This is a genomic window from Janthinobacterium sp. SUN128 (assembly GCF_030587275.1).
In the GTDB taxonomy this organism is placed as follows: domain Bacteria; phylum Pseudomonadota; class Gammaproteobacteria; order Burkholderiales; family Burkholderiaceae_D; genus Janthinobacterium; species Janthinobacterium lividum.
This window is the reverse complement of sequence record NZ_JAPWHY010000001.1, coordinates 1,040,053-1,052,458: the sequence shown is the minus strand read 5'-3', so window position 1 is coordinate 1,052,458 and position 12,406 is coordinate 1,040,053. Positions and strand designations below refer to the sequence as shown.

12 protein-coding genes are annotated in these 12,406 nt (G+C 60.3%); all 12 read right to left on the bottom strand.

The features are described from left to right. Window position 1 precedes the first annotated feature (1 nt). Window positions 2-496 (bottom strand): 3-hydroxyacyl-ACP dehydratase FabZ, encoded by a 495-nt coding sequence (fabZ, locus tag O3297_RS04915; RefSeq protein WP_070257388.1) that lies wholly within the window; start codon window positions 494-496, stop codon window positions 2-4. Then, window positions 493-1,548 (bottom strand): UDP-3-O-(3-hydroxymyristoyl)glucosamine N-acyltransferase, encoded by a 1,056-nt coding sequence (gene lpxD / locus O3297_RS04910; protein WP_305047903.1) that lies wholly within the window; start codon window positions 1,546-1,548, stop codon window positions 493-495. The genes fabZ and lpxD overlap by 4 nt, the downstream gene beginning before the upstream one ends. Window positions 1,549-1,697: 149 nt before the next feature. After that, on the bottom strand, window positions 1,698-2,216 hold the full coding sequence (locus O3297_RS04905; protein ID WP_051958405.1) for an OmpH family outer membrane protein: 519 nt from the start codon (window positions 2,214-2,216) through the stop codon (window positions 1,698-1,700). A 51-nt stretch (window positions 2,217-2,267) separates the two neighbouring features. After that, window positions 2,268-4,604, bottom strand: coding sequence for an outer membrane protein assembly factor BamA (gene bamA / locus O3297_RS04900; protein ID WP_034784144.1), 2,337 nt, complete (start codon window positions 4,602-4,604; stop codon window positions 2,268-2,270). 83 nt (window positions 4,605-4,687) lie between these two features. After that, complete coding sequence (gene rseP, locus O3297_RS04895; protein WP_034784146.1) at window positions 4,688-6,049, bottom strand: RIP metalloprotease RseP; 1,362 nt, start codon at window positions 6,047-6,049, stop codon at window positions 4,688-4,690. Continuing rightward, window positions 6,046-7,230 carry a 1-deoxy-D-xylulose-5-phosphate reductoisomerase gene (gene ispC / locus O3297_RS04890; RefSeq protein ID WP_305047902.1) on the bottom strand — a complete coding sequence of 395 codons (1,185 nt, stop codon included), beginning with the start codon at window positions 7,228-7,230 and terminating at the stop codon, window positions 6,046-6,048. The genes rseP and ispC overlap by 4 nt, the downstream gene beginning before the upstream one ends. Before the next feature lie 8 nt (window positions 7,231-7,238). Beyond that, entirely contained in the window at window positions 7,239-8,072 is an 834-nt protein-coding gene (locus O3297_RS04885) for a phosphatidate cytidylyltransferase (protein WP_305047901.1), read from the bottom strand. Further along, on the bottom strand, window positions 8,072-8,839 hold the full coding sequence (gene uppS, locus O3297_RS04880; protein WP_034784151.1) for a polyprenyl diphosphate synthase: 768 nt from the start codon (window positions 8,837-8,839) through the stop codon (window positions 8,072-8,074). Before uppS ends, O3297_RS04885 begins: the two co-directional genes overlap by 1 nt. Window positions 8,840-8,938: 99 nt before the next feature. Next, window positions 8,939-9,499: a ribosome recycling factor gene (gene frr / locus O3297_RS04875; RefSeq protein ID WP_034784152.1), complete on the bottom strand. Its 561-nt coding sequence runs from the start codon at window positions 9,497-9,499 to the stop codon at window positions 8,939-8,941. 184 nt (window positions 9,500-9,683) lie between these two features. Then, a complete protein-coding gene (gene pyrH, locus O3297_RS04870) occupies window positions 9,684-10,400 on the bottom strand; it encodes a UMP kinase (RefSeq protein WP_034752258.1) in 717 nt (238 codons plus the stop codon). A gap of 148 nt (window positions 10,401-10,548) precedes the next feature. Beyond that, entirely contained in the window at window positions 10,549-11,460 is a 912-nt protein-coding gene (tsf, locus tag O3297_RS04865; RefSeq protein WP_034784153.1) for a translation elongation factor Ts, read from the bottom strand. A 160-nt stretch (window positions 11,461-11,620) separates the two neighbouring features. Then, entirely contained in the window at window positions 11,621-12,373 is a 753-nt protein-coding gene (gene rpsB, locus O3297_RS04860) for a 30S ribosomal protein S2 (RefSeq protein ID WP_305047900.1), read from the bottom strand. Window positions 12,374-12,406: the final 33 nt, after the last annotated feature.

Below are 12,406 nucleotides of genomic sequence, written 5' to 3'. Positions count from 1 at the left end.
GTTACTGCCCCGCTGGCTGGCTCGCAGACTGGCTCGCATCCTGCGCGCTGCGGATGGTGCACATCAGTTCCGCTTCCACCGCCAGCTTGCCGTCGACCGTACCGACGGCCTTGTATTTCCAGATGCCGCGCGAGACGCGCAGGATTTCCACATCCATCTTCAGCTGGTCGCCCGGCTCGACAGGACGCTTGAAGCGCGCATTGTCGATGCCGACAAAGTACACCACCGAATTTTCGTCCGGCTTCACGCCCATCGTCAGGAACGACAGCAAGGCCGCCGTCTGCGCCAGCGCTTCGATCATCAGCACGCCAGGCATGACTGGCTTGTGCGGGAAATGGCCCTGGAAGAACTCTTCGTTGACCGTCACGTTCTTGATGGCGGTGATGGTTTTGTTCGCTTCCCAGTCCAGCACGCGGTCAACCAGCAGCAGCGGGTAACGGTGCGGCAGCAGCGATTTGATGGCGAGGATGTCGAGGGTCTTTTTTTCAGTAGTCATTTTTCGTCTTGCGTGGTCAGTGTTTTAATTGTTTTTTCAAGCGCGCGTATCTTCTCGCGCATGCTTGACAGGTTGCGCACGATGGCGGCGCTCTTTTCCCAGTCGGCGTTCTTGGCCAGCGGATAGAAGCCCGTGTACTGGCCCGCTTCCAGGATCGAACGCGAGACCATGCTGCCCGAGCCCACGTGGACGCGGTCGGCAATGGTCAGGTGGCCCAGCACCATGGCGGCACCGCCAAAGGTGCAGTACTTGCCGATGATGGCGCTGCCGGCCACGCCGACGCAGCCGGCCATGGCCGTGTGCGCGCCGATATGGCAGTTGTGGCCGATCTGGATCTGGTTATCGAGCTTGACGCCATCTTCGATGATGGTGTCGGCCAGTGCGCCACGGTCGATGGTGGTGTTGGCGCCGATATCGACATCGTCACCGATCACCACCCTGCCCGTCTGCGGAATCTTGATATACACGCCGCCTTCGTTGGCGAAGCCGAATCCGTCGGTGCCGATCACGGCGCCCGAATGGATGATGCCGCGCTGGCCGATCACGCAGCGCGCGTGGAAGGTCACGTTGGCGAACAGCTGGGTACCGGCGCCGATGACGGCGTCGCGGCCCACCACGCAGCCGGCGCCGATGACGCAGCCGGCACCGATCACGGCGCCCGCTTCGATCACCGCATGCACGCCGACGGAGGCGCTGGCGTCAACCTGCGCGCTGGCGTCGACAAAGGCGCCCGGATGGATGCCGACCGGGGCCTTGATCTCGTGCAGCGCGACGAAATACTGCGCCGCACGCGCGAAATACACATAGGGATTCGGGGTGACGATGCGCGCGCCGGCGTAGTCGTCGCCGATCAGCGCGTCGTCGGCCGGCGTGAGGATCAGCGCCGCGGCGCCGCTCTGGGCGGCCTGTGCGCGGAATTTGCTATTGCTGAGAAAGCTGATGTGCGAAGCGCCGGCGTCGGCCAGCGGTGCGATGCCTGAAACTTCCAGGTTCGGATCGCCCGCCAACTGCCCGCCGAAGCGTTCGACCAATTCTCCTAGTCGAGTGCCCATCTTTTACCTTTATAAGAACGCCTGACTATGCCTGCTGCGCGGCGCGATTTGCGGTCTCCGATGCTCACTGTGCTCCAGCACAGCTCCGCTTCTCAATCACAACTCACATCCGCTCGCCACGGCACTGTCAGGCGTAAAAACTATTACAGTTACTTGTCCAGCGCCTTCAATACCTTGTCGGTAATGTCGATGCGCGGGCTGGCCCACAGGGCTTCCTGCAGCACGATGTCATATCCTTCGATATGCGCCATCTGCTGGATGATGGTGTTGGCCTTTTCCGCGATGGCGCTGCGCTCTTCGTTCGTACGCTGGCTCAGGTCTTCGCGAAATTCGCGCTGGCGGCGTTGCAGCTCCTTGTCCAGCTCGAAAAACTCGCGCTGGCGCTTGGCGCGCTCCGCCTCGCTCAGGGTCGGCATGTCCTTTTCCAGGGCTTCGTTGGCGACCTTGAAGCGGCTGGCCAGTTCCTGCACGGCTTTTTCACGCGAGCGGAACTCTTCGGCCAGCTTGGCGCTGGCCAGCTTGGCCAGCCTCGATTCGTTATAAATACGTTCGCTGCTGATCCAGGCGATCTTCGACTCCTGAGCCTGCGCCTGCACCGGCAACAGCGAACTCCAGCACAATGCGATCACGGCAAGGGTCTTGGGCAGGGTAGCGGATGCGGTGTTCATGATACTCCATGGTCAAAAAGTAAAAGCTGTCGCCCCGGTTCAGATGGCCGGTCAGAAACCGGTGCCCATCTGGAACTGGAAGCGCTCCAGGCGGTCCGTCGGCTTGGCGTTCAGCGGCTTGGCATAGCTCAGCTTGAGCGGGCCCACCGGGGAAATCCAGCTGATGCCCAAGCCAGCAGAATAGCGCAATTGCGACAAACGCATTTTTTCGCCTTCCTGGTAGACCTGGCCGCCGTCAAGGAAACCGAACCAGCGCAAGCTGCGGTCATTGCCCGAACCGGGGAATGGCATCTGCAGTTCCGCGTTACCGATCAGGCGCGAAGCGCCGCCCAGGGCATCGTTGGTGCTCGGTTCGACCGCGCCCAGCGAAGAACTCAGGTAGCCGCGCACCGAACCGATACCGCCGCCGTAGAAGTTCTTGAAGACCGGATACACGTGCTTGCCGATGCCGTGGCCGTAATCGAGTTCGCCCTTCAGCGCCAGGGTGACCTTGCTGAACAGCGGACGGAAATACTGGTGCTCATAGATGGCACGGAAGTATTTCTGGTCGCCGATCAGGTCAGCCTCCAGGTTGACGCGCTGGTAGCGTCCGATCGACGGCGTCAGGGCGCTGTCGCGGCTGTCGCGCTGCCATGCCGCCGTCAGCGGGATGGAATTGGTGGTAGCCGAACCGATACCGTCGGACGGGCCGCCATTGTCAACCACGTATTGCTTGAAGCGGATCGGGCTGGTTATGTCGGTTTCGATGCGCGAGCGCTCGGCGCCGATACCGAAGAAGACGGTGTCGACTTCCGAGAACGGCACGCCGAAACTGACGCGGCCACCGGTTTGCTTGATCTTGTAGCTGCCGATGTTCAGCGCCGGAGGTTCCGTCGTACGCAGGTAGACTTCAAAGCTGCGCGAAATGCCATCGTCCGTGTAGTACGGATTGGTTTGCGAAAACGCGATCGTGCGGCTGTAGTGGCTGGTATTGAGTTCGATGCCGACTGTGTTGCCGCTACCGGCAAAGTTGGCCTGCGAAATCGACGCCGACAGGGTAAATTTTTCCGATTGCGAGAAAGCGCCGCCGATCAGGAAGTTACCGGTTGGTTTTTCCACCACCGTCACGTTGACGTCGACCTGGTCGGTCGTGCCCTGCGCTTCCGGCGTGTCGATGGTCACGTCCTTGAAGTAGCCAAGGCGGTCCACACGGTCGCGCGACAGCTTGATCTTGTTGCTGTCATACCAGGACGATTCGAACTGGCGGAATTCGCGGCGGATGACTTCATCGCGCGTGGTGGTGTTGCCGGCGATATTCATGTGGCGCACGTACACGCGCTTGCCCGGATCGATGAAGAAGGTAAAGCCCACTTCATGCTTTTCACGGTTGATTTCCGGATTCGCGTTGACGTTGGCAAATGCATAGCCGAACGTGGCCAGGCGATCCTGGATGCGCTTGTTCGTCGCCGTCAGGCGCGCGCCCGAATAGATTTCGCCTTCGCGCATCAGGTTCAGCGCTTTCAGCTCTTCTTCGCGGCCAAACATCTCGCCTTCGAACTTGGTGCCGGCGATCTTGTACTTCTCGCCTTCGGTGATATTGATCGTCAGGTAGATGTCTTTTTTATCGGGCGTGATCGACACTTGCGTCGAGTCGACCTGCATCTCGATATAGCCGCGGTCCAGGTAGTAGGACTTGAGCGACTCGATGTCGCCCGTCAGCTTGGTCTTCGAATATTGGTCGGCCTTGGTGTACCAGCTGAACCAGCCGCCCGTGTTCAGGGCCAGCTGCTCGCGCAGTTCCTTGTCGGTGAAGGCCTTGTTGCCGACGATGTTGATCTGCTTGATGCGGGCCACGTCGCCCTCGTCGACGGCGAACACCACGTTGACGCGGTTACGCTCGATCGGCGTGACGGTGGTGGTGATCTTCACGCCGTACAGGCCATGCGACAGGTACTGGCGCTTGAGTTCCTGTTCCGCGCGGTCAACGGACGCCTTGTCGAAAATCTTGGCTTCACCGACGCCGATTTCCTTCAGGGCCTTGACCAGCACATCCTTTTCAAATTCCTTGGTACCCGTAAATTCCACGGTGGCGATGGCCGGACGTTCCTCGACCAGCACCACCAGCACGTCGCCATCGGCTTCCAGGCGCACATCCTTGAACATGCCCGTCGCGTACAGGGCCTTGATGGCGGCCACGCTCTTCTCGTCGGAGAACGTTTCGCCGACCCGCACCGGCAGGTAGGCAAACACGGTGCCCGCTTCGGTACGCTGGATCCCTTCGACCCGGATGTCCTTGACAGTAAATGGCTGGACGGCCAGCGCGTGGCCGGAACAGAAGGCCATGACGGCGGCGCCGATCAGGCTGCGGCGAAAGGAAGGCAAGGCAAAACGAGCAGAATGTAATTTCATTGGGGTTATTCAATGGGTAAATCAATGGACAACATACACAAAAGATTGCTTGTGCGACTCACGCAATGGCATCAACCACCGCCCTAATTCAGCAATCGCAACACGTCATTAAAGACGGCAAGCACCATCAAGGTCAGCAACAAACCGATCCCCAGGCGCTGGGCAATCTCGCCTACGCGCTCCGGCAAGGGGCGTCCGGTCAAAACTTCCAGCGAATAATACAGCAAATGCCCGCCATCCAGAACAGGAATGGGTAGCAAATTCATCACGCCCAGACTGATACTGATGAAGGCAATGAAGCTCAGGTAGCTTACCAGGCCGATGCGCGCCGTCTGGCCCGCGTAATCGGCGATGGTAATGGGTCCCGTCACATTCTTCAGCGAGACCTGGCCGGTGATCATCTTGCCCAGCATTTTCAGGCTCATGACACTGGTATCCCAGACCTTGGCGGATGCCTTGCCCACGGCGGCGAACGGTCCGGATGCCACGGTGATCATATCCGGCACCTGCCCCAGCTTTGCCTGTATCTTACCAACTGTTACAGCTCCCTCTGCCCCGGCGCCCGGCACGGCGTCCGGCGTAATGGGCAGGGTCAGGTCCTGGCCCTGGCGCAAGAGTTGCAATTGCAAGGTCCGGCCCGGCGCCTGGCTCAGGGTGGCGATGACGGCCGCCACGTCGTGCACGGGCTGCTCGTCGATGGCTAGTATCTGGTCGTCTTTCTGCAAGCCAGCGCGCGCGGCGGCGCCACCGGGCATGATTTCCATCAGGGTGGGCGCGGAACGGGCCAGGGTCAGGCCCAGCTTGCCCAGCACGTCGCCTTCCAGATCCGTTTCCGTCAGGCTGGCCGTCGGCAAGGTCGCTTCCTGCTCGCCGCGGTCAGGCCGGCGCACTTCGATGCGTGCCGGCTGCTTGTCGAGCGTGGCCTGGATCAGCTCCCAGCGCAGCTCGGACCAGCTGGCCACAGCCTTGCCATTCACCGCTTCGACCGTATCGCCGCTGCGCAAGCCGGCCGCATAGGCGGCCGTCTGCTCGGCCACGGGGCCGAGCTTGCTCGACGGCTCTTCGATGCCATGCATGAACAAGCCCGCGTACAGCACGATGGCGACGAGGAAATTGGCCAGCGGGCCGGCGGCCACGATGGCGATGCGGCGCCACACGCTCTGGCGCGTGAATTCGCGGCGCAATTCGCTTTCCGGCAAGTCGCTGAGGTCTTGCGCGCGGCTGTCGAGCATGCTCACATAGCCGCCCAGCGGCAGCGCGGAAATCGCCCATTCCGTCTGGTCCTTGCCAAACTTGCGCGAATACACCACTTTCCCCATGCCGATCGAGAAACGCAGCACTTTCACGCCGCACCAGCGTGCCACCAGGTAGTGGCCCAGCTCGTGCAGGGTAATCAGTGAACCGAGCGCGACAATAAAGGCCAGCAACGTGGTGATGAGCGTCATGCAGCCAGCCTCTGGGCGATGTATGCTCGCGCAGCCGCTCTGGCCAGGCGGTCCTGCTCCATCACGGCCTCGATGCTGGAAGCGGCGCCATGCGGCACCGTCTCGATCACGTGCGCGATGACCCGGTCGATCTGGCGGAAGCCGATCTGTTCGTCGAGGAAGGCTTGCACGGCCACTTCATTGGCCGCATTGAGCAAAGCCGGCGCAGTGCCGCCCGCGCGCAGGGCGTCGAAGGCCAGCGCCAGGCAAGGGAAACGGCGGAAGTCGGGACGTTCGAACTGCAGGGTAGCCACCTGCGCCAGGTCCAGTTGCGCCACGCCGGAAGCGATACGCTGCGGATATGCCAGCGCATGCGCGATCGGCGTGCGCATGTCCGGGTTGCCCAGCTGGGCCAGCACGGAACCATCGACATACGAGACCATCGAATGGATTACGCTTTGCGGATGGATCAGCACCTCGATCTGCTCGGCAGGGGCGCCGAACAGCCAGTGCGCCTCGATCACTTCCAGGCCCTTGTTCATCATGGTGGCCGAATCGACGGAAATCTTGCGCCCCATGGCCCAGGTCGGATGCTTGCACGCCTGGTCCGGCGTGACCGAGTCGAGCGTTTCGACGTCGCGCGTGAGGAAGGGGCCGCCGGAAGCGGTGAGCACGATTTTTGCCACGCCTGCGGCGTCTGGCGCGCGGCCATGGGCATGCGGCATGCATTGGAAGATGGCGTTATGTTCGCTGTCGATCGGCAGCAGCACGGCGCCGTTATCGTGCACGGCATCGATGAACAGCTGGCCGGACATGACGAGCGCTTCTTTATTGGCCAGCAATACTTTCTTTCCGGCACGCGCCGCCGCCAGGGTGGGCGCCAGGCCGGCCGCGCCGACGATGGCCGCCATCACGCCCGTCACTTGCGGCGCGCTGGCGATGGCGCACAGGGCTTCCTCGCCGTACTCGACTTGCGTATCGACGCCCTGCCCGCGCAGCAAGCGCGTCAGTTCAAGGGCGGCGTCCGCCGTGCCGACGACGGCGCGCTGGGGACGAAATTGCAGGCACTGGGCGGCCAGCTCGGCCACACGCGTATGCGCGCTCAGCGCATACACGCTGTATTGCTCCGGATGACGCGCGAGCACGTCCAGGGTGGACACGCCGACCGAACCGGTCGCGCCAAGAATGGTGATGTATTGCATGAGTTTCCTTAAAGCCAGCTGGCCACGAGGGCGGCAAATGGCAGGACCGGGATCAACGCGTCGATACGGTCGAGTACGCCGCCATGGCCAGGCAGCAGGTTGCTGCTGTCCTTGATGCCGGCGCGGCGCTTCAATTGGGATTCGAACAGGTCGCCGACGATGCTGGCAGCGACGATCAGCAGCAGCACCAGCAGGGCCACCAGCCAACCGCGGCGCAATTGCAGCTGCACGGCAAAGGTGTCTTGCAAGACCGGCAGCGATGGCGCGGCCACGATGGTGATGGCGGCAATGACCAGCACGGCGATGCCGCCGCCAATGGCGCCTTCCCAGGATTTACCTGGGGAAATGCTTGGCGCCAGCTTGCGCTTGCCGAAAGCCTTGCCCGAGAAATAGGCGCCGATATCGGCGATCCACACGAGGGCCATGACGGACAGCAGGAACAAGGGGCTATGCAGGAACAGGGCGATGATGGCGACGAAGCAGCCGACGATGGTCACCGGATACACGAGGCTGAGCAAGGTATTGCCCAGGCCTTCGGTAGGCGGCAAGCCCGTCGCCAGCGAGGGCACGAAGCGGATCAGCCAGATGGCCACGCACAGGGCGAACCAGAAATTGAGCTGCGCCATGCCGTTACCGACAAAGAACGTATACGCGAAGGCGGCAGTCCAGACGGCGGCAATCACGAGCGCATGGCGATTTTTGAAAATGCGGAAGCTTTCCCAGACGGCGGCGCCGAAGAACGCCGTGGCGATCACGGCGAAGGCGGGGAAATAATTCAGATACAGAACCGGCAGCAAGACCGCCAACAAGACCAGGGCGGTGATTATCCGTGTTTTCAGCATCAGTTTGTCTTTTCAGTTAATTGCGCGCTGGTACGGCCAAAGCGCCGTTCGCGCTGCTGGTAAGACGCGATTGCCGCGTCGAGGCACTCGTCATTGAAGTCGGGCCAGAAAGTCTCGGTGAAAAACAACTCAGTGTACGCCAGTTGCCACAGGAGGAAATTGGAAATGCGCTGCTCGCCGCCCGTGCGGATGAACAGGTCGGGCTCGGGCGCGTAGGCCATGGCCAGGTGCGGCGCCAGTTGCTCTTCCGTATAAGCGTGCGCGGCGGGCTGGCCATTGGCTGCCGCCTCGGCCGTCATTTTGTTGACTGCCTGCATGATGTCCCAGCGGCCGCCGTAATTGGCGCAGATGGATACCGTCAGGCGCGTGTTGTTCGCCGTCTTGCGCTCCGCATTGGCGATCAGGGTTTGCAGCTCGCCATTGAAGCGCGACAGGTCGCCCACCACCTTCAAGCGGATGTCGCTGGCATGCATCTTGACCACTTCACGTTCCAGCATCGTGACGAACAGGCGCATCAGCATCGACACCTCTTCTTCCGGGCGGCGCCAGTTTTCCGAACTGAAGGCAAACAGGGTCAGATATTCGACACCGCGGTCGAGGCAGGTCTCGACGATGCCGCGCACGGCGTCGGCGCCCTTGACGTGGCCAGCCACGCGGGGCAGGAAGCGCTTGGTTGCCCAGCGACCATTGCCATCCATAATGATTGCCACATGGCGCGGCACCGTGCCCACCTCAGGTACTGCCGTTGTCGAACTCGAATAGATCATGAAAACACGAATACCAAAAATAAAAGATAGCTATTATGCGCCAAATAGCACTGCCCGGAAAAGCCATGCTTTCCCGGGCAGTGTCAAAAGGACTGAAAACTAGACCGTCAGTACTTCTTTTTCTTTGTCGACGACCATCTTGTCGATGTCGGCAATAAACTTGTCCGTCAGTTTCTGCACTTCTTCCGACGAGCGGCGCTCATCGTCCTCGGAGCAGGCTTTTTCCTTGACCAGTTTCTTCAGCGACTCGTTCGCATCGCGGCGAATATTACGCACGGCAATCTTCGCGTCTTCCGCCTCGCTCTTGACCAGCTTGACCATTTCCTTGCGGCGCTCTTCCGTCAGCGGCGGCGTCGGCACGCGGATCAGGTCGCCCTGTGCCGATGGGTTCAAGCCCAGGTCGGCGTCGCGGATGGCTTTTTCGATGGTATTGGCCATCTTCTTTTCGTACGGCTGCACACCGATGGTGCGCGCGTCGATCAGGGTCACGTTGGCGACCTGGGTCAGCGCCGTCGGCGAACCGTAGTAATCGACCATCACGTGGTCCAGGATACCCGTATGGGCGCGGCCGGTACGCACTTTGGCCAGATCGGCCCGCAGTGTTTCCAGCGACTTCGTCATGCGTTCCTGGGTGTTCTTTTTAACGTCAGCTAAGGACATTACCTACTCCTTGTCTTGATAATAATGAATATTCTATTGCGCTTGCGGCTTGAATGGTACCGCAGCCGGGAGTGCCGAAAACCGTTCAGGGCAAGGCGCAGAACCGAAGACGCTACGAATAGTACATAACGTGGATCAGGCGCTGCAACGCAGCCATGAGCGGTTTCTCGGCGCTCCGCTTCTCTTATACGTGCACCAGGGTGCCTTCGTCTTCACCCATGATGACGCGCATCAGCGCGCCCGGCTTGGTGATCGAAAACACCTTGATCGGCAGTTTCTGGTCGCGGCACAGGGCGAATGCCGTGGCATCCATCACTTGCAGGTGCTTGGCGATGGCGTCGTCGAACGTAATCGTGTGGAACAGGGTGGCGTTCGGATCCTTCTTCGGATCGGCCGTGTAGACGCCGTCGACCTTGGTGGCCTTCAGGACGATCTCGGCGCTGATCTCGGAACCGCGCAGGGCAGCTGCCGTGTCGGTGGTGAAGAATGGATTGCCGGTGCCGGCGGCGAAGACCACCACTTTACCTTCTTCCAGGTATTGCAGGGCTTTCGGGCGGACGTACGGCTCGACCACTTGTTCGATGCCGATGGCCGACATGACGCGCGCGGTAATGCCGACGTGGCGCATGGCATCGGCCAGGGCCAGTGCATTCATCACCGTGGCAAGCATGCCCATGTAGTCGGCGGTGGCACGGTCCATGCCTTGCGCACCAGGCGCGACGCCGCGGAAGATATTGCCGCCGCCAATCACGATTGCCAGTTCCACACCCAACTTCGCCACCTCGGCCACATCGGCCACCATGCGCTCGATCGTGGCGCGGTTGATGCCGTAGGGATCATCACCCATCAGGGCTTCGCCGGACAACTTGAGGAGGACGCGCTTGTAGGCTGGTTTTGACATGAGCTGGGGCTCCATAAATGAGGTTATTCGAGTATGACATGGCGCAGCGCCTTGCAGCGCCGGATAGGCGGGAGGAAGCTGCCCATGCCGCCGCCCGGCACGACAGGTGCGGGCGGGCCAAAAAAACGGGCCTCTCGGCCCGCTTTACTTACGCTCCCTGGGAGGCAGCCATCTGTGCTGCGACTTCTGCTGCGAAGTCGTCTTGCTTCTTCTCGATGCCCTCGCCCACTACGTACATGGCGAAACCTTTGACGCTGGTGTTAGCCGCCTTCAGCATTTGCTCAACCGACAGCTTGTCGTTTTTCACGAAAGCTTGGTTCAGCAGGGAAACTTCTTTCAGGAACTTCTGCACGGAACCTTCCAGGCGCTTGGCCAGGATTTCCGGCGATTGCGCTGGCTTGCCTTCGGCGGCCGCTTTGGCTGCGTCTTCTTCGGCTTTCAGTTGGGCAACCGAACGCTCTTTTTCGATCAGTTCCGCTGGAACTTCGTTCGAGGACAGCGACACTGGCTTCATGGCAGCGATGTGCATGGCCACGTCTTTGCCGACTTGCTCATCGGCGCCGTCGAATTCGACGATCACACCAATGCGCGAACCGTGCAGGTACGAAGCCAGCTTGTTGCTGGTTTCGAAACGCTGGAAGCGGCGGATGGTCATGTTTTCGCCGATTTTGCCGATCAGGGCAGCGCGCACGTCTTCCAGGGTCTTGCCATCGAGTGGCAGGGCCAGCAGAGCAGCTACGTCAGCCGGGTTGTGTTCTGCTACCAGACGGGCAGCGTTGTTGGCCAGTGCCAGGAAATCGTCGTTTTTCGCAACGAAGTCGGTTTCCGAGTTCACTTCGACCAGGGCGCCTACGCCATTGGCGATGTAGGTTGCCACGACGCCTTCAGCGGTGATGCGTGCCGATGCTTTCGATGCCTTGCCGCCCAGTTTGACGCGCAGGATCTCTTCCGCACGAGCCATGTCGCCATCGGCTTCGGTCAGTGCTTTTTTGCATTCCATCATTGGTGCGTCGGTTTTGCCGCGCAATTCGCCTACCATCGCTGCTGTAATCGCTGCCATGTGTTTCTCCTGATTCGGTGAGTCGATAGTCGCGGCCGGGCATGCATGCCTCGCCAGCGGTCACTATCGTTTTTTTGTTAAAAAAAAGGGGGAGCTGCTGCCACCCCTTTTCCCTTACTGCTGTGCTTACAAACGGCTATCTTGCGATAGCCTGGCCATATTAAGCCTGTTCGCTTACTTCGACGAATTCGTCGCCAGCGGCTGCTTTAACCATTTCAACAACTTCGTTACCGGCAGCTGCACGGCCTTCGATGATTGCATCAGCAACACCGCGAGCGTACAACATGATGGCTTTCGAGGAGTCATCGTTACCTGGGATCACGAAGTTCACGCCTTCTGGGGAATGGTTGGTATCGACAACGCCGATGACCGGGATACCCAGTTTAGCTGCTTCGGTGATCGCACCTTTGTGGTAGCCGACGTCGACGACGAAGATTGCGTCAGGAATGCCGCCCATGTCCTTGATGCCGCCGATCGATTTTTGCAGCTTGATCATTTCGCGGGAGAACATCAGCGCTTCTTTTTTCGACAGCTTCTCGATCGAACCATCTTCGATCATCACTTCCATGTCTTTCAGACGCTTGATCGAGGTCTTGATCGTTTTGAAGTTGGTCAGCATGCCGCCCAACCAACGTTGATCAACGAAAGGCACGCCAGCGCGTTGTGCTTCAGCAGCGATGATTTCGCGAGCTTGACGCTTGGTGCCAACCATCAGGATGGTGCCACGGTTTGCAGCCAGTTGACGCACGTGCTTCATTGCGTCCTGGTACATCGCCATGGTTTTTTCCAGGTTGATGATGTGGATCTTGTTGCGATGGCCGAAGATGAACGGTGCCATTTTTGGATTCCAAAAACGGGTTTGGTGACCAAAGTGGACACCGGCTTCCAGCATTTCGCGCATTGTTACGGACATTATTAACTCCAGGGTTGGGTCTGGAATCCGATC

What these genes read in the sequence shown, in the direction of transcription:
- fabZ (WP_070257388.1), bottom strand. Translation starts at nt 496, where the DNA reads ATGACTACTGAAAAAAAGACCCTCGACATCCTCGCCATCAAATCGCTG.
- lpxD (WP_305047903.1), bottom strand. Translation starts at nt 1,548, where the DNA reads ATGGGCACTCGACTAGGAGAATTGGTCGAACGCTTCGGCGGGCAGTTG.
- O3297_RS04905 (WP_051958405.1), bottom strand. Translation starts at nt 2,216, where the DNA reads ATGAACACCGCATCCGCTACCCTGCCCAAGACCCTTGCCGTGATCGCA.
- bamA (WP_034784144.1), bottom strand. Translation starts at nt 4,604, where the DNA reads ATGAAATTACATTCTGCTCGTTTTGCCTTGCCTTCCTTTCGCCGCAGC.
- rseP (WP_034784146.1), bottom strand. Translation starts at nt 6,049, where the DNA reads ATGACGCTCATCACCACGTTGCTGGCCTTTATTGTCGCGCTCGGTTCA.
- ispC (WP_305047902.1), bottom strand. Translation starts at nt 7,230, where the DNA reads ATGCAATACATCACCATTCTTGGCGCGACCGGTTCGGTCGGCGTGTCC.
- O3297_RS04885 (WP_305047901.1), bottom strand. Translation starts at nt 8,072, where the DNA reads ATGCTGAAAACACGGATAATCACCGCCCTGGTCTTGTTGGCGGTCTTG.
- uppS (WP_034784151.1), bottom strand. Translation starts at nt 8,839, where the DNA reads ATGATCTATTCGAGTTCGACAACGGCAGTACCTGAGGTGGGCACGGTG.
- frr (WP_034784152.1), bottom strand. Translation starts at nt 9,499, where the DNA reads ATGTCCTTAGCTGACGTTAAAAAGAACACCCAGGAACGCATGACGAAG.
- pyrH (WP_034752258.1), bottom strand. Translation starts at nt 10,400, where the DNA reads ATGTCAAAACCAGCCTACAAGCGCGTCCTCCTCAAGTTGTCCGGCGAA.
- tsf (WP_034784153.1), bottom strand. Translation starts at nt 11,460, where the DNA reads ATGGCAGCGATTACAGCAGCGATGGTAGGCGAATTGCGCGGCAAAACC.
- rpsB (WP_305047900.1), bottom strand. Translation starts at nt 12,373, where the DNA reads ATGTCCGTAACAATGCGCGAAATGCTGGAAGCCGGTGTCCACTTTGGT.